The organism is Shewanella sp. AC91-MNA-CIBAN-0169 (assembly GCF_040310165.1).
Taxonomy (GTDB): domain Bacteria; phylum Pseudomonadota; class Gammaproteobacteria; order Enterobacterales; family Shewanellaceae; genus Shewanella.
In genome coordinates, this window is sequence record NZ_JBEOPM010000010.1 from 110,941 (window position 1) to 133,758 (window position 22,818).

The following is a 22,818-nucleotide window of genomic DNA, read 5'->3' on the forward strand; positions in this document are numbered from 1 at the left end:
TGCTTATGGAAAGAAAATAATTATTTATGGTCGATCTTGTTGTTAATTACGATACATTACATAAACTTTATCGTGCTTATATGCCTTTTATTAAGCCTGCAGGTTTATTCGTTGCGACTACAGAAAGTCATTTTTTAGGCCAAGAGCTTACTATTTCTTATCGATTACCTAATGCCACCCAAACAAATGAATTTAAAGGCACAGTGGTATGGATTAATCCATTAGGTGCATCTGGTGGGCGCCCAGCGGGTATTGGGGTTAAAATTAAAACTGATGTTGAAAGTCATAAACATCATATTGAAAAATTATTATCAAGCGAACTTGCCTCTAGCGATTTGACCTGCACTATGTAGCTAGGTATTCTTGCGCATCTGTTTTATTTGTTAATGTAGTTGCGAAAGAATTCCCATGCTAATTGATTCACATTGCCACCTTGACCGCTTAAAAGCGGCCCCAGACTCAGCCAGTTTACAATTCATTATGGACAATGCCAAAGCTCAAGGTGTTGACTATCTATTGTGCGTCAACGTTCGTCAGCAAGGCTTTGAAGCCATGCGAGATAAAATGTCTGCCTTTAATAATGTGTTTTTGTCTTCTGGCGTACATCCTCTCGATGTACAAGAAGGGTTGAATATTGAAGACATTAAACGTTTTGCAGAAGATCCCAGAGTGGTTGCCATTGGCGAAACAGGCTTAGATTATTTCTATTCAAATGACACAAAAACCTTGCAACAGCAGTGCTTTGAACAACAAATTTCGTTAGCTGTAGAGGTGAATAAACCATTAATTGTACATACTCGCGATGCCCGTGAAGATACCATTAATATGCTAAAAGCAGGTCATGCCGACAAAGTGGGTGGCGTGCTGCATTGCTTTACTGAAAACTGGGAAATGGCCAAAGCCGCCATTGATTTAGGCTTTTATATTTCTGTTTCAGGAATTGTAACGTTTAAAAATGCAGGTGAATTGCGCAGTGTTATTCGCCAAGTACCAAAAGACCGATTACTGGTCGAAACCGATTCACCTTATTTAGCTCCGGTGCCGCATCGTGGTCAAGAAAATCAGCCTGCTTATGTTCGAGATGTTGCCGAATTTGTCGCAGAATTGCGCGGTGAAAAATTCGAAGAGTTAGCTCAATACACCACGGATAACTTTTTTAATTTATTTAAAGATGCCGCTAAGTTAGTTGGCCGCTAAATCAAATCTGCAGCTAGCTCAATCCTGAGACTAACAGCAAATTATCTAATTTGTGGCTTACTTCGCGGCAATAAAGTTCTGATATGCCTGCTGTGCAGGCAAACAAAATAATGTTAGCGCAGTTGCTTAAATAATTGCGCTAACGTTACTCAAATACCACCATGAACCTATGACTTAAGCACATTTTAGAGCGTGCTGGTGGGTGAAATAATAAAAAAAGGCCCAAAACTATCCAATTGTTTTGGGCCTAGGGAAAGGGCTCGATTAAGAGCCTTGCGCTACTGTTGTGGCATCTTAAGATAGCTTAAAATGCCAAATACTGAGTCGAACATGAATTAATTATAGGCACTCAAATTGTGTTGTGCATAAAATTTAATTAATAATGTTGGTTTAGCACTCTGTTTTATCACTGTGTTTTATAGTAATTCATTGATAATTATGTTTTATATTCTTTATTCTTGCTCATCGAAATAGTGTAGCGTGCTATAGGCTCAAGTTAACGTTATCGCGGACCAAATCACGCGGTAAATTGTTTTTCAGTCTATGGCCTAAATGTTTTACAACCCCAAGCACGACTTTATGATAACTCACTAACATTTCGCCTTGTGGCATGATGGCTAACTGCTGCTGTGTCGGTTGATCAAAAGTGCTTGTAGCAATATCACGGCCCATTAAAAAACCTTGTGCTTGCGCCGCACTTAATTCCATTGTTTTTGCTGGATTATGTGCTGCTGCTGATAGAGCAATGACGGCTTCATGTTTTGCTTTGTAGCCTTTTTTCATCGCATCAGCGAGCTTAATGCCAATACGCTGAAAGCGCATTTTGCCTATAAAAGGAATAAATTGGACTGGAAACAACCAATATTCATCGTCACGCAACATGATCACATCATCGCTGGGTAACTCGAGACAGAAGTTGTTTTGAAAGTATTGTGTTAATTCCACTTTTTGCTTTTCGTTTACGGGAGTAAAAGGAAAGTTTTTTTGTAATTTAGGCTGTTTTTTTACTCGCTCGACTGAGGCGGTTTTACGAATTTTGGCGACAAAAAAACCTTCGCTGTCGTAAATTTGTGGCCAAACATGTAAAAAACCTTCTTTAGTGCATGCTTTATTTGCACCATCAAATAACTCAGCCAGTGACACAAACTCAACCGCATCAGGGTAAGTTTGCTGTAAGTGATAACAGATATGTTGGTTTTCTAACTGGCTTAGAGTACAAGTCGAATAGACTAACACTCCGCCTGGCTTTAACGCTAAAAATGCTGATTCGATAAGATCTTTTTGGGTTTCAGCAATCGCAGTAACATCTTCAATATCCCAGTGTTTTAATGCCAAGGGATCTTTACGGACGGTACCTTCGCCGCCACAAGGAGCATCCAATAAAATAGCATCAAACGATTCATATAAATATTCACCAAAGACTCGGCCATCAAAATGGGTTAGGGCGGTGTGGCTGGCCCCCATACGTAACACATTAGCGTGTAATACTTTAACGCGACTGGCAGAATATTCATTAGCGACTAATAAGCCACTGTTATTCATTAAGGCTGCGATTTGAGTGGTCTTAGAACCTGGAGCTGAGGCGACATCCAAGATTATTTCGGCGGCGGTTTCATTGGAAAATAATGCGGTCGGCGGCAGCATTGAGCTGGCTTCTTGGATATAAAATAGCCCTTGAATATGTTCAATGGCATTACCCAGTTGGATATCATCTTTACCCTCAATCCAAAATCCGTCAGCACACCAAGGTACTGGAGACAGTTGCCAGCCGGCTTTAGTCATGATGCTAAAAAATTGTGCAGTACTGATTTTAAGCGTATTCACCCGAATGGATTTACGAAGTGGTTTATCACAATAGGCGATAAACTCTTCTAAAGCCAAGTGAGCGGGTAACTCTTTCTCAATGTGATTGATAAAGTTTATATTTAATTGGGCCATAATAAAAAACGATACATTATTGTTGCAGTAATTGAAGCGATCATATCACGGAATTGTACACCCTGTTTGGCAATGATTACTGTATATTGACGTTAATAAAACCGACTGGCTAATGGAGTGGTGTGTGCTAAATAGAGTGTGGTTATTATTTTTTATCATTGCTGCGTTGTCTATCTCGATTCAATTAGTGAATGGCAATGTCGATGTATTAAGCGAGTCGGTGACGGCATTGTTTGCCAGTGCTAAGTTAGCCGCTGACATCTCGCTTGGCTTAATCGGTGTGTTAGCGTTATGGATGGGCTTGATGCAAGTCGGTGAAAAGGCCGGTGTGGTGGGTTTGTTTGCCCGCATATTTGAACCTTTACTGTCTAAGTTGATGCCTGAGGTTCCTCGTGGACATGTCGCCTATGGCAGCATTAGCATGAATCTTACTGCTAATATGTTGGGACTGGACAATGCAGCAACGCCTTTAGGCTTAAAAGCGATGCATGATCTGCAATCTCTTAACCCTGTAAAATCAGTAGCAACCAACGCCCAAATTTTATTTTTAGTATTAAATACTTCCTCAGTAACATTAGTCCCTGTAACCGTCTTTCTTTATCGTGCCCAACAAGGTGCGGCTAATCCTGCTGATATCTTTTTACCCATTTTATTGGCCACAAGTGTTTCCACCGTTGTGGGACTATTGGTTGTCGCGTTAGTGCAGCGTATCTCGTTAATCAATAGTGTTATTTTGGCTTATGCTGCAACCATTATGAGTGTATTCATGGCCGGGATTGCTTATTTGGTGACATTATCCGCCGATGCGATAGGCCAGGTGTCTATGGTGTTAGGTAACGGTATACTGTTGTTGCTGATTTTAAGTTTTATTTTAGTCGCAGGTTATCGCAAAATTGCCGTGTATGACGAGTTTGTTGATGGCGCTAAACAGGGCTTTAGCCAAGCAATTCAGCTAATCCCTTATTTGCTGGCGATGTTATTAGCCATTGGGTTTCTTAGGGCTTCAGGGGCGTTAGATTATGCCTTACAGCTGTTAGCAAGTGGCGTGAGTGCATTAGGCGCCGATACGCGCTTTATTGATGCGATGCCAACCGCGTTCATGAAACCTTTTAGCGGTTCTGGTGCGCGTGCGATGATGTTAGAAACCATGAGTCATCACGGAGTTGATTCTTTTGCGGGCCGACTAGCAGCTATTTTACAAGGCAGTACCGAAACAACATTTTATGTGTTGGCTGTGTACTTTGGTTCAGTGGGGATCCGTAATGGTCGTCATGCACTAGGGTGTGGTTTAGCAGCAGATTTTGCAGGTATTAGTGCCGCCATCGGTGTGTGTTATTGGTTTTATGGTTAAAAATCAATTATCGAAATCAATAATATAAATAAAAGGCCGATAAATATATCGGCCTTTTTTTTGTACTAATTGTATTATCTCTAGCTGAGGTTACTTAGTTTGTGTAGGTCGCCATTGTGCCCATTCATCTTGCATATTCTCATGCAATGGGAAACGTTCGGTTGCATTGATACGATTACTATCTGATGTTGTATCTTGGGTCGCAAATGCTATACCACCGGCGAGTATCGTTTCTAATGAGCCTGTTTCTAACTGTGCACCCGAAAATAAACCGACGTCTAATTTAATACCAGAGGCATCCCAAAACTGGCTAGTCTGGTTAATTAAGTGACCATATTCAGCATTTACATGGGCAAACAACGTAATTTCAATCCCTGAGTCATCCAACCTGTATCCATCAATTTGTCCGACTTTAATTCCGCGGAAAAATAGCGGTGTACCGACCTTAATAGAACCTAGTTGATCGTCAACTAATTGGAATGCTAATGCATCTTTAGGTACGGTAGCCTCAAAGCTCGAGTGAGGTTGGGCAACAAAATTATCAATAATTTCTGTGCTGTTACCTGGGATAACACCAATATAAGGACCCGTTAACAGTGTTTCTGGGGCATTAATACCCGCTAAAGAAATTTGTGCATCGACGATAAAAAATTCAGTGTCACTGGCACTAAAATGGTTTACGTAATGGCCATAAATATAAGCTTGTGCATTCTGAGTGTTTAAATCTTGATTTAGTTTAACCTGTGACACTTCACCAATTTTATGCCCTTGATAGCGAATAGCCGCTTTTTCTGACACTTTAGTACTCACAGGCAGAGTGAGGTTGATGACTTTAGCCTGCATGAGTGCGAGTGACTTGTTGTCATATAATCGTAGATTAGGTTGATTATTTTCAGTATCAACTCTGTCGTCTATATGTCCAAGGGTAATACTGCCATTTATTGCACCTTTCAATGGTGCAACATTGATATCGACACCGGCTAAACTGGCATTGATGGCTACAGCGTCATTACGCCAAAAAACCGTAGTGGGCTTAATTAACGGAACAAATTTATTGTCGATATTGATATCGATATTAAATTTATCCGTTTTAGCTAACCAATTGACTTTATTCACTGAGCCTATTTGCATTTTTTTGTAATAAATTGGCGAGCCTTCAGCTAAGTCGGCACCATCAATACTAGTTAAAGTAAAGGGTGTCAGCTGTTGTTGAGCGTAAAGCGTTTGGGCCGATTCAATTGATTCGTGCAGTGTTAAAGTACTATTAGCCGAAAGCAGCATTTCGCTGTTACCCGGAATTAAGCTAATAGCGCCTTCCAACATCGTAGTGAGGTCGCGAGTTTTAACATTAACGCCCTCTAGTGAAGCATTAATGGCTATTGCACTTTCAGGAACAAAGAAGCTTCCCTTAGTCAGCAAACTCTTAAACTCTGGTTGAATTTCAATGTTATATTCAACAGTTGAAAAGTCTTTACTTAAACCAATACTGGTTATCTGCCCAATAGGCAATTGTTTATATCGCACTTGCGCGCCATTACTGACACCTGTGTGAGTCGTGGCAACTACCGTCAATTTAAGTTTGTCTTGACTGAGCAAATCGGGAGCATGTGATGCCAATTCAAATTGCATCGCCTCTTCGGTTATTTGAGTGCCTGGTAAGACATTAATAACACTGCCAGTAACCAGTCTACTGATATTTTTGACACCTTTTAATGATAACTCGGCACCACTTATCCAAAATTGGCTATCGTTGGTAATTAATGCTTTGTAATGATGTTCAACCCGAGCAATAAGCTTCACTCCAGTGCCGGTTAAGGTTACTTTTTCTATTTCACCAATAACGATACCGCGGTAGGTGATGGCGGTGCCTTCATTAACATCTTCACTGCTAGATGCAGTTAAATCAAAATGAACACCTCCAATAGCGGTAAGCTCATCCTCATATAGGTTGTAAACATCACCATTTTGGGCCTTTTCAGTGTAGCTGCCGGTATCAAAGCTGATGCCGCCGGCCAAAATAGACGCGATACTTTCAGTGCTGACTTTTATCCCCGCTAAAGAAGCATCGATTTTCAAGCCCGATACATTCCAAAAATGGGAGTCTTTATTGACTAAATGGGCATATTGTTCTTGAACAAATGCGCTGATAATTATTTGTTTATTTCCGTCGAGGCGATAACTGACAATGCTTCCGACAGGTGCTTGACGGTAAAATACAGGCGAGCCAACATCAATCGAACCCAGTTTAGGGGATTTTAGTTCGATCATGAGTCCTTCACTGCCGGGGAGTATTGCAGGCGCTTCACGTTGTGCTTCAAATACGGTTGCAGAGCGACCATCACCAGGTTGAAGGGCAATATAATTACCAGAAAATAACGTATCGAGCCCTTCAACTCCGGTAATACTTGCTTTAGGTTTTACTAACCAAAAAAGGGTGTTTTTATTGAGGAAAGGGTCGGCACGGTAATCCATAATAACTTTAACGTTTACCCCTTTTAGATCATCGTCAATACCAATGTCAGTGACTTTACCTACCGTCAACCCTTGGTATTTGACCAACGTTTTGCCGATATCAATACCCGTAGCACTAGGGAAATGTATTAATATTTCAATGCCGGATTCTTTAATGCTTTTGACCCCTAACCAGGCACCTAATATCAAAGCAACAACCGGTAATAACCATATTGGCGAGAATAACTTTTTCTTCACAATTTTAGGCGATTCAATTTGTGTCATCAGTGTTTTCCAAGCGGTCCCAAAGTAATCGAGTATCTAACACTTTTGCTGCGACTTGCGTTAGTAAGATAACTAACGCAAATGCTGTCGCGGCAGGTGCAGGTTTTGCGTCTAATAATTGCCCCATATTAACTAAGGCAACTGTTAATGAAATAACGAATAAATCGAGCATTGACCAGCGGCCGATCCATTCAATAATGTGAAACCCAACCATTAATTTTCTTTTTGATATTGGTAAGTTAAAACTAATAGCCGTCAAGTAAGTCGCTAAGCCAATAATTTTAAGCCAAGGTACTAAAATACTGGCAGTGAAAACAATGATAGCAATCGGAAACATACCGGTTTTGACTAAATGACTAATGCCACTAAAAATGGTGTCATTGGTGACCACTCCGCGATTAGTTAACAAGGTAATAGGGTAAATATTGGCGACAACAAGTAAAATTGTCGCGGTAACTAATAAAGCCCAACTTTGTTGGATGCTGGCATAACTACGGCTACTTAATTGACTAAAACAACGTCGACAATGACTGTTACTTGTGACGTTAAGTTTGCGACAAACAGGGCATAAACATAAGCCCATTTTCTTGCCCTGAATATGAGGTAAAACCTCAGTTTTCGGCTCGTTATCGGTATTCGCAGTTTGCTTAGGGCTGTCCACTATATGTTCATTGGATGGTGTAATTGGAGTACTAGGCATCTACATAACTCCACATGTGTTCTAGATTATATTCACGTTGTAAAAATAAGATGATGATAAACAACATTGTAAAACTGAATGTTCCCATACCAAAATACACATCGGAAAAGTCTGATAACTGAAAGGCCGACACGAGAAAACTGATGACATAAATTTCTAACATGGTCATTTGTGATATCAAACCATGATTTTTTAACAATGTAGTGTAGGTTCTTTGCCAAAATGAGTTGTGCAGTTTTAATTTTACAATTACAACTTGAGCCATAATTGACAAAATCAATAGCCCAGGCGCGATAACTGCAGCAACCATTACCGCTAGGCCTACAACCCAATATCCTTCGGCCCAAACCGTCACAGCAGCTTGCAGCACCGTAGTGGTTCGTACACTGCCAAGGAAGTGGATTTCGAGTACTGGCAATAAATTAGCAGGAATAAAAATAATTAACGCCGCAACGCATAACGCTAGCATGCCATTAATGGAGCAATAAGGTGAATCATAGAGCGCCGTGTGGCAACGCGGACAAAGCGCACGGGCACTTGAAGGCAAAGCTCGTTTTCTCACTGCCAAATCACATGATTGGCATAAAATTATAGAATCATGATCATCAAATTCATGCATGAAGAATTAATCTAATCCATAGTAAAACACATTATTGGGTAGCGAAGAGTCAAACCTCTCTGCTTGGCCTTATATTGGCAGAAAAATGAGTTAATTGTTAAATAATCTCGATTTTCTTGTGCTTGATAATATCAGAATAATCAGAACACTTGCATCATAAGTTAACTATGTGAGATTCTATGCACTGTATATAAAAACAGTGAGGATTACATCATGGCAGTGATAACCCAATTTGTCGTGGTCAGAGAAGGGGTGGAAAAGATGACATTTATATCGAAGAAAGAGGCTGATGCCTACGATAAGATGCTCGATATTTCCGATAACCTAGTGCCATTTCTTATTAAGGCAGACCTCGGACTTGATGAAAATAAATGCGAACAGCTGGCATTTTATCTAGCAAACAATAAAGATGAGCTTTCTAACTTGCTAAAAGGCATCGTACAGGTTAAAAACGCTCCTACAGCGAAAACTAAAAAGACTACGGCTAAAACTACATCTGCAGAATAGTCGTATTCATCACTCATTCTTCGATTGAGTGTCAGCTTAAGGAATGGACATGAAAACCGAATTTTACCAAACATTAAATCGTCAAGCACAAGCTTTACTTGAAGGCGAAGATGATTTGATTGCTGCTATGGCAAATTTTTCAGCGTTGCTAAATGACAACCTAGAAGACCTAAATTGGGCAGGTTTTTATATTAAGCGTGGTGAACAATTAGTCCTTGGACCATTCCAAGGTAAAGTGGCTTGTACCCGTATCAATATCGGCAAAGGTGTTTGTGGCACTGCCGCAGCAGAAAATAAAACCCAACGAGTTGCCGACGTTCATCAATTTGATGGCCACATTGCATGCGATTCTGCCAGTAATTCAGAAATCGTGATCCCTGTTAGGCAGGGTAATGAGGTTGTAGCAGTGTTAGATATTGACAGCCCATTACTGAATCGATTCGATCAAGATGATCAAATTGGTTTAGAAAACATGGTAAAAAGTTTCGAAACTTGCCTATTTGGTTAAATAGCGAACAAATTAGATTAAATCATGGTCGCATTCGCTGTCGCGGGCTTTATAATATGCCGCTATACGCATTTGTGCTGGATTTACTGATGAGCGATGATTAAGCTGAGAGTAAGTTTGGTTAAATTGTTAAGGTTTGTTTCAATGACTTTAGCAAACTGGCGGATAGTGATATTTTGTACGTTAAGCCTTAACAGTAAGGTTTAACGAAAGATGAACGACTGCAAGGCAAATTGTATGCCGCATAATCAGTCCCTTTATTAACGTGGAAGTAAAAATGGAATCAACAGACAAGTTGACCGACACCAACGCAATTTTAGCGTATTTATATGAAACCTTTCCTTTATGCTTTATTGCAGAAGGTGAAACGAAGCCATTAAAAATTGGTTTGTTTCAAGATTTGGCTGAACGGTTAGCTGATGATTCTAAAGTCAGTAAAACACAATTACGTGTAGCGCTTCGTCGTTACACAAGCAGCTGGCGCTATTTGAAAGGCGTTAAAGCAGGTGCTAAACGTATAGATCTTGACGGTAATGAATGTGCTGAATTAGAACAAGAGCACATTGACCATGCTATTTTGACGCTTAAAGAAAGCCAAGATAAAGCTAAAGCAAAACGTCAAGCGTTAGCGCCTAAAAAGCCGGCAAAGAAAGTGGCACCTAAACGTGCTCCTGCCGTTAAAAAGGAACGTCCTGCACCGGTAGCGGCTCCAGTGATTAAACTTGTGCCGGCTAAGCTAGAAGATTTAAAACAAAAACAACGCGTTAATGTTAAATTAGGTGCCACACCTGTTCCTGGTGTTGTGACTGATATTAATAAAGAGGATGTGCTTGTTCAATTAGATTCTGGCTTATCCATCAAAGTACGTGCTGAGCACATACTATTATAGAAATTTAAGGAGTACTTGTTGATGCGAAAACTTACCTTGGCCGCGTCAATTGCCAGTTTATTTGTCGGCTTTTCGGCATGGGCAATTTCACCAACGATTCAAATCAGCGAGTTACCTAAACTAGCACAAGAGCCACAACATAAAGTGGCTAGCAAGCGAGTAACAACTTTGTTTACTCGCTCGCATTATCATCGTTTTGTACTTGACGATGCATTCTCTGAGCAAATATATACCCGTTTTCTTGAGCAACTTGATTATCGTCGTAATGTGCTGACTGCGGCAGACATTGCGAGCTTTAGTCAATATCAAAACCAGTTTGATAACATGGTTGAATCAGGCGATATTAGCCCTGCATTTACCATGTACGACCTAGTACAGAAACGTCGTTATGAGCGTTTTGCTTATGCGTTGTCTTTGCTTGATAAAGAGTTCGATTTTACTCAAGCTGGCGATGCGTATGAATTTGATCGCAAAGATGCGCAATGGCCAAAAGATGAAGCCGAAGTGAATGAACTTTGGCGTCAGCGCGTTAAATATGACGCGTTAAATCTTAAATTAACCGGTAAAAAGTGGCCTGAAATTGTTGAAGTGCTCGAGAAGCGTTACAACAATGCCATTAAGCGTTTAAGCCAAACACAAAGCGAAGACGTGTTTCAAACAGTCATGAATGCGTTTGCTCGTAGTGTTGAACCTCATACAAGTTATTTATCACCTCGTAATGCAGAACGTTTCCAAATGGAAATGAATTTAAGTCTTGAGGGTATTGGGGCCGTGTTGCAAATGGATGATGACTACACCGTCATCAAAAGTTTAGTGGCCGGAGGGCCTGCTGCCAATAGCGAGAAATTATCACCAGAAGATAAAATTGTTGGTGTTGGTCAAAAAACCGGTGACATTGTTGATGTCATAGGTTGGCGTTTAGATGATGTTGTTGATTTGATCAAAGGGCCAAAAGGAAGTGAAGTCGTATTACAGATTTTACCGAATAAAGGCGGGGCTAATGCTAAACCTTTTGAAGTGGTCATTACCCGAGATAAAATTCGTTTAGAAGACCGTGCCGCGACCTCAAAAGTGGTTGAGCCTAAAGAAGGCCAGTATGCCAATCGTAAAGTCGGGGTGATTCAAATCCCTGGATTTTATATGAATTTGTCACAAGATGTGGCTAAAGAAATCACTAAACTTGAAAAAGACAATGTTGAAGGGATTATTATTGACCTCCGTGGTAATGGCGGTGGAGCATTAACCGAAGCGACATTACTCACAGGCCTGTTTATTGACATGGGCCCAGTTGTTCAAATCCGTGATGCTAATGGTGGCATTAATCAAAATCGTGATAATGATGGCGCCAGTGCATATAATGGCCCATTGGCGGTGATGGTTGATCGTTATAGTGCATCGGCTTCAGAGATTTTTGCTGCGGCTTTACAAGATTATGACCGTGCACTTATCGTCGGTGAGTCTACCTTTGGTAAAGGGACTGTTCAGCAACATAAAAGCTTGGGTCGTATTTATGACATGTATGAAAAGCCAATTGGTCACGTACAATATACTATCGCTAAATTTTACCGTATTAATGGTGGCAGCACTCAATTAAAAGGCGTTACGCCTGATGTCCGTTTTCCAAGTGCTTTAGAGGCTGGCGAATACGGCGAGTCAGAGGAAGAGAATGCTCTGCCATGGGATAAGGTTCCCGTTGCTCAGTACTCTACTTTAGGGAATATCAACCCTATGCTGATCAACAATCTTGATGTTAAACATAAAGAGCGTATCAGCAAAGATGTAGAGTTCAGTTATATATACCAAGACATTACTGAGTTTAAAAAACATCATAAAGACAAAACAATATCACTTGTTGAGAGTGAACGAATTGCTTCTCGTGAAGACGATGATAAGCGTGCTTTAGACCGAGCAAACGCACGTCGAATCCATCAAGGTTTGGCTGCCGTGAAGTCTTTAGACGATATTGAAAAAACAGATGATAGCAAGTTACCTGATCCCTTTTTAGATGAAACGGCTTATATCACCCTCGATATGGCTGACGTAGAAAAAATAGCTAAAACTAACTCAAAGTAATTTTTTATTACTGTTAAAAAACGCGCTTAGGCGCGTTTTTTCTTAATCACAATCACTAAAAACAGTACCAATTCGATAAAGACCACGCCCATTTAATCATATTGGCATTAGTACCGTTCAAGAGGAACATGTATGAACCAAGCGCAAGAAAAACACCTAAAAGATTATACCAAGCCTTCATTCACCATTACCCATGTTGATTTGAACGTTATTCTGGATGGCAAAAACACTAAAGTGACAGCCATCAGTAAGGTGATCCGTAATGGTGAGCATCAGCATGATTTAGTGCTTGATGGCGAACAACTTTCGCTAAGTACAGTGAAACTTAATGGTGTAGCAGCTAACTATCGTCAACACGACAACCAATTAATAATTAGTACGGACCAAAATGAGTTTGAATTAGAAGTGGTCACTTTGCTTGACCCTGAGGCAAATTCGAGTCTTGAAGGGCTTTACATGTCAGACGGTGCTTATTGTACCCAATGTGAAGCAGAAGGATTTCGCCGGATCACCTATTTCTTAGATAGACCCGATGTTCTGGCTATTTATACCGTGCGCGTTGAAGCCGATAAACAGGCATTTCCATTTTTGTTAAGTAACGGCAATTTAATTGATAAAGGGGAGATGCCTCGTTCTGGTCGTCATTTTGTCAAATGGCATGATCCATTCCCTAAACCAAGTTACTTATTTGCCTTGGTCGCTGGAGACTTTGATTTACTTAATGACAGTTTTACGACTCAAACTGGTCGTGAAGTCAAACTGCAAGTTTTTGTTGATAAAGGCAACTTACATAAAGCTGATCACGCTATGGCATCATTGAAGAAATCAATGAAATGGGATGAAACTCGTTTCGGTCTTGAATATGATCTTGATATTTATATGATTGTTGCAGTTGATTTTTTCAATATGGGTGCGATGGAAAATAAAGGCTTGAATGTCTTTAATACCAAATACGTGCTCGCTGATAAAGCCAGTGCAACAGATGAAGATTATCATGGTATTGAGTCGGTTGTAGGCCATGAGTACTTCCATAACTGGACAGGTAACCGAGTCACGTGTCGTGATTGGTTTCAGTTAAGTTTAAAAGAAGGCTTAACGGTATTTCGTGATCAAGAATTTAGTTCCGATGTTGGGTCGCGCGCAGTTAACCGAATTCATGCTATTCGAGTGATGAAAAATCAACAGTTTGCTGAAGATACCGGTCCAATGTCACATCCTATTCGGCCTGAAAGTGTAATTGAAATGAATAATTTCTACACTGTGACGGTATATAATAAAGGCGCTGAAGTTATCCGCATGATGCACACCATTCTAGGCGAAGAAGGCTTTCAAGCTGGAATGAAGTGCTATTTTGAGCGTCATGATGGCCAAGCGGTAACCTGCGATGACTTTGTTAATGCTATGCAAGATGCTAGCGGTAAAGATTTAACCTTATTCCGTCGTTGGTATAGCCAAGCTGGTACACCCGTTGTGACGGTAAAAGACCGTTTTGATGCGGATAAAGGTGAGTACCATTTAACCGTTACTCAACAAGTGATGTCGCAAGGTGTGAAGGGCCAAACCTTGCATATTCCGTTCAGTGTTGAGCTGTTGGATAGTGTAGGGCAATCAATAGTCAATAAAGTGCTAGATGTGACTAAGGCCAACCAAACCTTTGTGTTTGATGGACTAGAAAGCGCACCTATAGCATCTTTACTACAAGATTTTTCAGCACCTGTTAAATTGGTTTACGATTTTAGCATTGATCAACTTGTGCATCTTATGCGCCATGCTTCTAGCGAAGTGGCGCGTTGGGAAGCATCTGTGCAGTTAGTGAGCCAAGCCATTTGGAATAACGTTGCTCAGTTGCAAAAGCAGCAAGTCATGATGGTTGATACTCGTGTTGTTGAAGCATTTAGAGGCGTCATTTTAGATGCGAATATAGACCAAGCTTTAGTGGCTGAAATTTTGTCTATTCCTACTGCTTCTGCATTAATTGAGCAGGTAGATAGTGTTGATTTAGATGCTTTGGCCAAAGCCAGAGAGTTTGTTGTTGAAGAACTTGCATCAGCTTGTGAAGATGAATTATTGGTACGTTATCGAGAGCTGATACTTTTAGATAACGCTGGTGCTCGTGCATTTAAAAACATTGCCTTGTCATTGTTATGTCAAGTGACCGATACTCATGAATCGTTAGTTGAAAAGCAATATTATTCAGCTAAAAATATGACTGATAGCTTAGGGGCTTTGAAAGCGGCAGCTACAGCCAAACTAGCCTGTTTACCTATGTTATTAAGTGACTTTGAGTCTACGTGGGAATCAACGCCATTAGTGATGGATAAATGGCTGACATTACAAGCGTTAGTGAATAGCGATGAAGTGATAGATCAAATTAAAACGCTGACAAAACACAGCAGTTTTAGTTTTTCTAACCCGAACCGAGTACGTTCATTGATTGGGGCTTTTGCCGCCGCAAACACTTATCAATTTCATCGTGCTGATGGCGAAGGCTACCGTTATTTGACTAAAATTTTAGTCAAATTGAATAAGTCGAATCCACAAGTCGCATCGCGAATGATCACACCATTAATTCAGTTTGCCAAATTCGATCAACATCGTCAGCAATTAATGAAACAGTGTTTAGCAGAGTTAAAAGCTTTACCGGATTTATCGAAAGATTTATATGAAAAAGTCACTAAATCATTGGCCGAATAATAGCGTCAACGACTATTCATCTAGTATGAATAGTTAGACTGTTTAGTATGTTAAAAAGGAGAGCTTGCTCTCCTTTTTATGGAGTAAATTATGGAGTTATTATTTTCTCTTAACGTAAGTTATGAAGCATTTCTACCATATTACCAAGGACTTGCAGAGAAAGTGCAAGTAAGAGATCACCACGGTCGTGTGTTGCATATCAATGGTAAGTATTTTAGACCTTATTTAACCCCTCAAGGTATTCAAGGACAGTTCAAATTAGTCCTTAACCAAGATGGGAATTTCAAATCACTTAATAAATTATAGAGTATTTACTTCAAACGTTTGATTGATTAGTGGTGTGTGAAGTAGCACCCCGTTAATATATATAAGTCTATGAAAATAAACTTTTTTCGTTAATGGTTAAATGACTGTAATTATATCGTCTGTGTTAATTCAAATATAGGCTGGTTTTATTTTGTCGTTTTTACCCCGACATCGTTAATTTTCTTAAACATTTTCTTTTTTTTGACCTTGCTCAATATAGTTAAATGCTGTAACAATGGTGTTGCCTGTGGGCTAACAAGATGTTGGTTAAATTCCTATAACAACTAATCCAACAGGTTACGGAGATGAACTAAAATGAATATTGTTAAAAAAAGATTTAACAAGTCGGCTCTCGCTTTGGGGGTGGTGTCGGCATTATGTTTGGGGATGAGCACTTCAGCCTCAGCCGTTTCTTTTGATTGGGGTGATGTACGAGGTACATTTGATTCAACTTGGACTGCAGGTGCGAGTTGGCGTGTGTCAGACCGCGATTGGAATAATCAAATCGGAAAGGTAAACCAACCACAATTCGATTGGTCTGGTTATTCGGCATTTGGTGGTGCGTTTGGATCAACCAAATATACCTCAACAGAAATTTGGACTCAGCCTGGTTCTTATTCAAGCAACAATGACTTAAGTAATTTGTTGTATGCACAAGGTGATACCACGTCTGAGATTGTTAAAGGTCTCCACGAATTATCATTAAAGTATGAAAACTACGGTATCTTTTTACGTGGTATGTATTTTTACGATCGCAAATTAAATGATGGTGATTATGGCTTTAACGATCCATTAACCGGAAAAGAATTTGATCCTTGTGAAGATAGCAAAGCGTCAGAAGTGCAATGTAAAGATATTCGCTTACTAGATGCATTTGTTTACGGTAACTGGGATTTAAATGACGGCGCTAACCCATTAAGTGTTCGTGTCGGTAACCAAGTCGTTTCATGGGGCGAAAGCACCTTGATTTCTCACGGTATTGCTGAAATCAATGCTGTAGACTTAAATATTCTTAATGCACCAGGTGCGGAGCTCAAAGAAGCATTCCGTCCACAAGGCATGGTTTGGGCATCGTTAGGTTTATCTGAAAACTTAAACCTAGAAGCATTCTATCAGTATGATTGGCAGCCAATTTGGATCCCTACACCGGGGTCAAACTTTGCAACCAATGATTTTGCTGGATATGGTGGCTATAACCAAAATGCACAATTGGGTTTCAACTCCAATCCAGATATCAACCAAGATTTCCTTATTTCAGAATATTCACGTTTATATGAAGCTGCAGCCGCTACTGGGTTTAACTCAGCATATGCCGCTTACATGACTGCTTATTCAACTAAGGTTGCTTTGGTTCAAGATGCTGCAGATCCTAGTGATGATGGCCAATTTGGGGTTAAATTAGGCTATTACTCTCCAGAACTGGGCGAAACTGAGTTTGGTTTTTATTACATGAATTACCACAGTCGTCGTCCAATTATTAGTGGTACTGCCTCTAACTTTACTGCAGAAGCTATTGGTCGTGATTATGGCCGTTTAGCACAAAGTGGTGGGAACATTGACCGCGAACTTTTGTTAAGTATGGAAACCTTTACCAAATCGCAAATTGTATATCCTGAAGATATCCAGTTGTATGGTTTTAGTTTTAACACTTTGGTAGGCGATACTTCTGTTGCTGGTGAAATTTCTCATCGTGTTGATGAGCCATTGCAAATTGACGACGTTGAATTACTTTTCTTAGCGATGCCTCAGCAACTAGCTAATGCGGGTCTTCGTCCTGATTTAGATGGTATTTCACAAATGGATAATGTGGAGCCTGGCTCAAACGCTGAGGGGTATATACTTACCGATACGACTCAAGCACAGGTAACCTTTACCCACTTATTCGGCCCGACATTAGGTTTAGATAATCTAACCATGCTTGCTGAAGTCGGTGGTGTGTGGATCCATGATATGCCTGGTTTTGACGAATTACGTCTAAACGGTCCAGGAACCGCTCGTTCTGGTGGTAACCCAGAAATGACTGGTATTATTGCCGCATTGCATAATGGTCCTGAAACCAATCCATTCCCAACAGATTTTGCGTGGGGTTATCGTTTAGTGGCGAAAGCTGACTTTAACAATGTGTTTGCTGGTGTGAACATGTACCCAAGAGTGATTTTCTCTCATGACGTTGATGGCATTACACCGGATCCAATGTTCTTATTCACCGAAGGCAGAAAATCTGTCGCTTTGGGTGTGAACTTTGATTATCAAAGTCGTTGGGGCGCAGATATTTCTTACAACAGCTTCTTTGGTGGCGTAGGAACAACAAATGCGATGACAGACAGAGATTACATCTCTTTCAACGTCAAGTATTCGATTTAGAAGGATAATTATAATGAAGAAACTGACGATATTATCGGCAGCAGTGATGCTAGCACTAAGTGCACCTGCTGCGCTGGCGAAAGTATCACAAGCTGATGCAGACAAATTGGGTACAACATTAACCCCTATGGGTGCAGAAAAAGCGGCTAATGCCGATGGTTCAATTCCTGTTTGGAGTGGTGGTATTAGCAAACCTATAGCCGGTTACACTAAGGGTATGCATCATCCAGATCCTTTCCCAACTGACAAAGTGCTATTTACGATCACTAATGAAAATAAAGCCCAGTATGCTGAGTTTTTAACCCCGGGTCAGAAACAATTATTTGAAGTATATCCAGATACTTACAAAATGAATGTCTATGAAAGTCGCCGTACTGCAGCCGTACCTCAATATGTTTATGATGCGACTAAAGCCAATGCCGTTAGAGCTGAGTTAGTTTCACAAGGTAACGGTATTACTGGGGCGACCATTGGTGTGCCATTTCCAATCCCTGCTAACGGTTTAGAAGTGATTTGGAATCATATTTTACGTTATCGTGGTGTTGATGTAGAAACCTATCGTAGCCAAGCTGCGCCGATGTCTAATGGTTCTTACACTTTGGTTGAAAACGCTGAGGAAATTCGTTTTGAATATTCTCGTCCAGAGGTGACATTAGAGAAACTTAAAGAAACAAATACATTGTTTTACTTTAAACAAGTTGTGACTCAACCAGCACGTCTTGCTGGTACAGCATTACTTGTAAAAGAAACCATGGATCAAGAGGCTCTTCCACGCCAAGCTTGGACTTATAACACTGGACAACGCCGAGTTCGTAAAGCGCCTAACGTAGCTTTTGATACACCTGGTACTGTGTCTGATGGATTAAGAACAACAGATGATTTCGATATGTTTAACGGCTCTCCAATGCGTTATAACTGGGAATTAGTTGGTAAGAAAGAGATTTATATTCCATACAATGATTATCGTTTACATTCAGATGCGTTGAAATATGACCAAATTTTAAAACCTGGCCATATTAACCCTGAATATCCACGTTATGAAAAACATCGCGTATGGGAAGTCAAAGCGACGTTAAAAGAAGGCATGCGTCATACATATAAAACTCGCGTGTTTTATATTGATGAAGATTCATGGCAAGTTGCAGTAACGGATATATATGATAATCGCGATGAGCTTTATCGTGTTGGTGTCGCTCATCTAATCAACTATTATGAAGTGCCTGCGCTTTGGAGTACCTTAGAAGTGTTCCACGATCTTCAATCTCGCCGTTATTTAGCAATGGGTCTAGACAACGAAGGTCGCATGTATAATTTTGATGCATCGCTTTCTGAAGCTAACTTTACCCCAGACGCCCTAAGACGTGCCGGTATTCGTTAACAAGCCATAAATAAAATGGGGCGCGGTTGCGCCCCTATAAATTGTAAAGGAAGTTTGTATGACGTTTAGCATGCTTCGCAGTGCAGTGGCGATTGGGATTAGTGCATGTTTATATACTACTTCAGTAGATGCTCAACTCGATCCACTCTCTGTTCAGATTCAACCCCTAGCTCAATCCTCTTTATTGCTTGATATTGCTAATGCTGGTGACAAACTTGTCGCGGTAGGCCAACGCGGTAATGTGTTGCTTTTGGACAATAATCAATGGCACCAAGTCGCGACCCCTGTATTGTCTCAATTAACCAAAGTGTTTTTTTTCGACGACAAACAAGGTTGGGCTGTCGGCCATGATGCCACTATCATCCACACTCAAGATGGTGGATTAACGTGGTCGGTGCAGATGCAATCTGCTGAAATAGAGAAACCTTTTCTAGATATTCGTTTTTATAGTCCCGTTGATGGTATTGCGGTGGGCGCTTATGGATTATTTTATCGCACCGCTGATGGCGGTAAAACATGGCAACAAGAATTTCATCAAGAATTATTATTTGAAGAAGATATTGCCTATTTAAATGAACTTAAAGCAGAAGATGAAGCATTGTATTTATCTGAGCGAGCTTCATTATTACCCCATTTCAACCGTTTAATTCGCCTGAAAGATAAACGATTGTTGCTTGTGGGTGAGCTTGGCTTGGTCGCGGTATCGAGTGATAACGGCCAAACATTTTCGAAAACTAACTTTGATTATGATGGTTCAATGTTTAATGCCATTGAAGTTGGCGAAGATGTTTATGTCATGGGCTTACGTGGTCATGTGTTTAAGTCAGACTTAACGCTATCCGCATGGCAAGAAGTTAATTTACCTGTCCAATCATCAATTAATAGCGCACTTATTACCGCTAGTAATGACTTATACCTGGTGGGAAATGCTGGGATTGTGTTGTCAGTAGATGATGATAAAGCAACAATTGTTGCCAGACGCCAAGGTGAAAATATAGTGGCAATTGCTAAAGACAGTAAAGGCCAGTTATGGTTTGCCGGTTCTAAGGGACTGTTCCAGCTTGATTAACCTTTTGGTTAAACTGGACAATTAAAACAACAATAATAGGGCCGAAAAGATGTTAGAAAAACTGGTCAATGGATTTGAATCTCATTTATTCCGCAATCGAAAATGGGTCATCATTTCGTTTATTTTTATTACTTTTTTCTTAGGGTATCAAGCCAGCCAATTAAAAATGGATGCTGCTTTTAGTAAAAATATCCCACTCAATCATTCGTACATGCAAACGTATACCAAACATCAAAAAGATTTTGGTGGTGCTAACAGTATTATGGTGGCGGTAGAAGATACCAGTGGCAATATATTTAACCCGGTATTTTTTGATGCGCTCAAAAATGTGCACGATCAATTATTTTTTATTCCGGGTGTAGAACGTTCTCAGGTTAAGTCGTTATTCTCACCTTCAACTCGTTTTACCGAAGTCGTAGAAGACGGCTTTGCCGGTGGTCCGGTGATCCCTGCTGATTTTAGTAATGATGATTACGGTCTTAAAATCGTTCGTGATAACATTGAAAAAGCTGGCATTGTAGGCCGACTTATCGGTAATGATTACACCTCTGCCATGGTGTCTGCGCAGTTAATGGAGTTTGACCCTCAAACGGGTGAGGCTATTGATACTATTGCGTTTGCAAATCAATTAGAGCAAGAGCTTCGTGGCAAGTTTGAAAACGATAAGATCAAAATTCATATTATCGGTTTTGCAAAAATGGCTGGGGATGTTGCTGAGGGCGCTAAAGGCGTACTGCTGTTCTTTTTAATCGCCATTGCGATTACTGCTGTAATGGTATACCTATTTTCAAAATCGATAGTGCTAACCGTCTTGCCACTAGTGTGTAGTTTGGTTGCAGTATTTTGGCAATTAGGATTATTAACCGTGGTTGGCTTTGGTTTGGACCCAATGTCGATTTTAGTGCCGTTTTTAGTGTTTGCTATTGGTGTTAGTCACGGGGTACAGATGATCAATGCTGTACGTCGTCGTGTGCTTGATGGCCAAACAACTAAAGCCGCTGCAGCGTCCGCATTTCGTAGCTTATTAGTGCCCGGTGGTGTTGCATTATTATCTGATACGGTTGGTTTTTTAACCTTACTGTCAATTGATATTGGTATTATTCGTGAGTTGGCTATTTCTGCATCGTTAGGTGTCGCGGTTATTATTTTAACCAATCTGATTTTACTACCATTGGTGATTTCATATTTTGAATTACCGAGTAAGCAAGACAGTCCTGAAAAACGTCAAAAAATTGAAAATATTTGGCGTGGTTTGTCTAAATTTGCGACCCCTAAATATGCCATTGTCGTATTGATTTCGACTGCGATACTTTACGCGGTTGGTTTTCAACAAGCGTCCAAAATGCAAATTGGTGATTTACAGGGCGGGGCGCCTGCACTGCATCAAGACTCTCGTTATAACCAAGACACTTTCTTTATCACTAAACATTTTTCAATTACAACTGATGTAATGTCTGTGATTGTAGAAGCTACACCAGAAGCCTGTACTTATCATTCATTGTTATCTCAGATAGATCAGTTCGAATGGATGATGGCAAATACACCTGGGGTAGAGTCAACGGCAAGCTTGGCATCTATTGCTAAGAAAGTGAATGCAGGATTTAACGAAGGTAACCCTAAGTGGGAGATTTTACCGCGTACCACCGCGAGTTTAGTCCAAGCCGTTGGCCAAATACCGACAACATCTGGTTTGCTCAATAGTAATTGCTCGGTTATGCCTGTGTACTTGTTCTTAAAAGATCACAAAGCTGAAACCATCGAGGTGGTTGTAGACAAAGTTAAAGCTGTTGCCGCACAACTTAACTCTGACACTTTGCAATTTAAGCTAGCATCAGGTCCTGTTGGTGTCATGGCCGCCACAAATGAAGCCGTGAGCGAAGCTCAGCTACCAATGATGCTATATGTATATGGCGCTGTGTTTGTACTGTGTTTAATTAGCTTTAAGTCACTCAAAGCGACGATAGCGGTAATTATTCCACTTTATGTGGTATCAACATTAGCGCAAGCGTTAATGACCTTGCTTGATATTGGGTTAGCGGTGAGTACCTTACCGGTGATTGCATTAGGTGTGGGTATCGGCGTTGATTACGGGATTTATATCTTGTCGACGATGTCCAATAAACTCAGTAATGGCATGCCGGTGCAACAAGCGTATTTCGAAGCTCTCGTTGAACGTGGTAGTGCGGTTATCTTTACCGGCCTAACGTTAGCCATTGGAGTGAGCACTTGGTTCTTCTCAGACCTTAAATTCCAAATGGATATGGGAATTTTGCTGACATTTATGTTTTTAGTGAATATGTTGGGAGCAATTATTATTCTACCCGCACTTTCAGCGATGTTTTGGCGAAAAAAGTAACTAAAACATGTAATTAAATAAAAAAGGGAGCTTAGCTCCCTTTTTTATTTTGCATAGTTACTCTATGCAAACGACTTAAATGTCATTTTAAACGCTAATCTATGCTGCCGACTGGATTTATAGAGGATGTACC

17 protein-coding genes are annotated in these 22,818 nt (G+C 40.4%); 13 read left to right on the forward strand and 4 right to left on the reverse strand.

The window, feature by feature from the left end:
* Positions 1-26 precede the first annotated feature (26 nt).
* Entirely contained in the window at positions 27-353 is a 327-nt protein-coding gene (locus AAEY98_RS10745) for a PilZ domain-containing protein (protein ID WP_182743898.1), read from the forward strand.
* A gap of 55 nt (positions 354-408) precedes the next feature.
* Entirely contained in the window at positions 409-1,197 is a 789-nt protein-coding gene (locus AAEY98_RS10750) for a TatD family hydrolase (RefSeq protein ID WP_192115047.1), read from the forward strand.
* 483 nt (positions 1,198-1,680) lie between these two features.
* Here AAEY98_RS10750 and rsmF read toward each other — a convergent pair whose 3' ends face one another.
* A complete protein-coding gene (rsmF, locus tag AAEY98_RS10755; protein WP_192115046.1) occupies positions 1,681-3,135 on the reverse strand; it encodes a 16S rRNA (cytosine(1407)-C(5))-methyltransferase RsmF in 1,455 nt (484 codons plus the stop codon).
* Between the two features lie 124 nt (positions 3,136-3,259).
* Between rsmF and AAEY98_RS10760 the strand changes: the two genes are divergently transcribed.
* Positions 3,260-4,486, forward strand: coding sequence for a spore maturation protein (locus AAEY98_RS10760; RefSeq protein WP_162023288.1), 1,227 nt, complete (start codon positions 3,260-3,262; stop codon positions 4,484-4,486).
* Between the two features lie 90 nt (positions 4,487-4,576).
* Here the strand turns inward: AAEY98_RS10760 and AAEY98_RS10765 are convergent, their stop codons facing one another.
* From AAEY98_RS10765 to AAEY98_RS10775, 3 genes are all read right to left on the reverse strand, one after another.
* Entirely contained in the window at positions 4,577-7,222 is a 2,646-nt protein-coding gene (locus AAEY98_RS10765) for a PqiB family protein (RefSeq protein ID WP_351016861.1), read from the reverse strand.
* Positions 7,209-7,805 carry a paraquat-inducible protein A gene (locus AAEY98_RS10770; protein WP_101087225.1) on the reverse strand — a complete coding sequence of 199 codons (597 nt, stop codon included), beginning with the start codon at positions 7,803-7,805 and terminating at the stop codon, positions 7,209-7,211. The genes AAEY98_RS10765 and AAEY98_RS10770 overlap by 14 nt, the downstream gene beginning before the upstream one ends.
* A gap of 109 nt (positions 7,806-7,914) precedes the next feature.
* Positions 7,915-8,541: a paraquat-inducible protein A gene (locus AAEY98_RS10775; protein ID WP_011637688.1), complete on the reverse strand. Its 627-nt coding sequence runs from the start codon at positions 8,539-8,541 to the stop codon at positions 7,915-7,917.
* A gap of 213 nt (positions 8,542-8,754) precedes the next feature.
* On the opposite strand from AAEY98_RS10775, the gene AAEY98_RS10780 reads away from it, so the two are divergent.
* From AAEY98_RS10780 to AAEY98_RS10825, 10 genes are all read left to right on the forward strand, one after another.
* A complete protein-coding gene (locus AAEY98_RS10780; protein ID WP_101086979.1) occupies positions 8,755-9,048 on the forward strand; it encodes a YebG family protein in 294 nt (97 codons plus the stop codon).
* 49 nt (positions 9,049-9,097) lie between these two features.
* Positions 9,098-9,556: a free L-methionine (R)-S-oxide reductase MsrC gene (gene msrC / locus AAEY98_RS10785; RefSeq protein WP_101086980.1), complete on the forward strand. Its 459-nt coding sequence runs from the start codon at positions 9,098-9,100 to the stop codon at positions 9,554-9,556.
* Between the two features lie 277 nt (positions 9,557-9,833).
* The gene (gene proQ, locus AAEY98_RS10790) at positions 9,834-10,445 is read left to right on the forward strand and encodes an RNA chaperone ProQ (protein ID WP_011637685.1); all 612 of its coding nucleotides are present in this window, start codon (positions 9,834-9,836) and stop codon (positions 10,443-10,445) included.
* A gap of 21 nt (positions 10,446-10,466) precedes the next feature.
* Entirely contained in the window at positions 10,467-12,518 is a 2,052-nt protein-coding gene (gene prc, locus AAEY98_RS10795) for a carboxy terminal-processing peptidase (protein ID WP_162023286.1), read from the forward strand.
* A 132-nt stretch (positions 12,519-12,650) separates the two neighbouring features.
* A complete protein-coding gene (gene pepN, locus AAEY98_RS10800; RefSeq protein ID WP_162023285.1) occupies positions 12,651-15,212 on the forward strand; it encodes an aminopeptidase N in 2,562 nt (853 codons plus the stop codon).
* A 90-nt stretch (positions 15,213-15,302) separates the two neighbouring features.
* The gene (locus AAEY98_RS10805) at positions 15,303-15,518 is read left to right on the forward strand and encodes a DUF2835 domain-containing protein (protein WP_162023284.1); all 216 of its coding nucleotides are present in this window, start codon (positions 15,303-15,305) and stop codon (positions 15,516-15,518) included.
* Between the two features lie 315 nt (positions 15,519-15,833).
* Positions 15,834-17,882 (forward strand): DUF1302 domain-containing protein, encoded by a 2,049-nt coding sequence (locus AAEY98_RS10810; RefSeq protein WP_101086984.1) that lies wholly within the window; start codon positions 15,834-15,836, stop codon positions 17,880-17,882.
* 13 nt (positions 17,883-17,895) lie between these two features.
* Positions 17,896-19,260, forward strand: coding sequence for a DUF1329 domain-containing protein (locus tag AAEY98_RS10815; protein WP_101086985.1), 1,365 nt, complete (start codon positions 17,896-17,898; stop codon positions 19,258-19,260).
* Positions 19,261-19,318: 58 nt separating this feature from the next.
* Positions 19,319-20,329 (forward strand): WD40/YVTN/BNR-like repeat-containing protein, encoded by a 1,011-nt coding sequence (locus AAEY98_RS10820; protein ID WP_101086986.1) that lies wholly within the window; start codon positions 19,319-19,321, stop codon positions 20,327-20,329.
* Positions 20,330-20,378: 49 nt separating this feature from the next.
* A complete protein-coding gene (locus AAEY98_RS10825) occupies positions 20,379-22,685 on the forward strand; it encodes an efflux RND transporter permease subunit (protein WP_351016866.1) in 2,307 nt (768 codons plus the stop codon).
* Positions 22,686-22,818 lie beyond the last annotated feature (133 nt).

What these genes read in the sequence shown, in the direction of transcription:
- prc (WP_162023286.1), top strand. Translation starts at nt 10,467, where the DNA reads ATGCGAAAACTTACCTTGGCCGCGTCAATTGCCAGTTTATTTGTCGGC.
- AAEY98_RS10780 (WP_101086979.1), top strand. Translation starts at nt 8,755, where the DNA reads ATGGCAGTGATAACCCAATTTGTCGTGGTCAGAGAAGGGGTGGAAAAG.
- AAEY98_RS10745 (WP_182743898.1), top strand. Translation starts at nt 27, where the DNA reads ATGGTCGATCTTGTTGTTAATTACGATACATTACATAAACTTTATCGT.
- AAEY98_RS10775 (WP_011637688.1), bottom strand. Translation starts at nt 8,541, where the DNA reads ATGCATGAATTTGATGATCATGATTCTATAATTTTATGCCAATCATGT.
- proQ (WP_011637685.1), top strand. Translation starts at nt 9,834, where the DNA reads ATGGAATCAACAGACAAGTTGACCGACACCAACGCAATTTTAGCGTAT.
- AAEY98_RS10810 (WP_101086984.1), top strand. Translation starts at nt 15,834, where the DNA reads ATGAATATTGTTAAAAAAAGATTTAACAAGTCGGCTCTCGCTTTGGGG.
- AAEY98_RS10815 (WP_101086985.1), top strand. Translation starts at nt 17,896, where the DNA reads ATGAAGAAACTGACGATATTATCGGCAGCAGTGATGCTAGCACTAAGT.
- pepN (WP_162023285.1), top strand. Translation starts at nt 12,651, where the DNA reads ATGAACCAAGCGCAAGAAAAACACCTAAAAGATTATACCAAGCCTTCA.
- AAEY98_RS10765 (WP_351016861.1), bottom strand. Translation starts at nt 7,222, where the DNA reads ATGACACAAATTGAATCGCCTAAAATTGTGAAGAAAAAGTTATTCTCG.
- AAEY98_RS10770 (WP_101087225.1), bottom strand. Translation starts at nt 7,805, where the DNA reads ATGGGCTTATGTTTATGCCCTGTTTGTCGCAAACTTAACGTCACAAGT.
- AAEY98_RS10825 (WP_351016866.1), top strand. Translation starts at nt 20,379, where the DNA reads ATGTTAGAAAAACTGGTCAATGGATTTGAATCTCATTTATTCCGCAAT.
- msrC (WP_101086980.1), top strand. Translation starts at nt 9,098, where the DNA reads ATGAAAACCGAATTTTACCAAACATTAAATCGTCAAGCACAAGCTTTA.
- AAEY98_RS10820 (WP_101086986.1), top strand. Translation starts at nt 19,319, where the DNA reads ATGACGTTTAGCATGCTTCGCAGTGCAGTGGCGATTGGGATTAGTGCA.
- AAEY98_RS10805 (WP_162023284.1), top strand. Translation starts at nt 15,303, where the DNA reads ATGGAGTTATTATTTTCTCTTAACGTAAGTTATGAAGCATTTCTACCA.
- AAEY98_RS10750 (WP_192115047.1), top strand. Translation starts at nt 409, where the DNA reads ATGCTAATTGATTCACATTGCCACCTTGACCGCTTAAAAGCGGCCCCA.
- rsmF (WP_192115046.1), bottom strand. Translation starts at nt 3,135, where the DNA reads ATGGCCCAATTAAATATAAACTTTATCAATCACATTGAGAAAGAGTTA.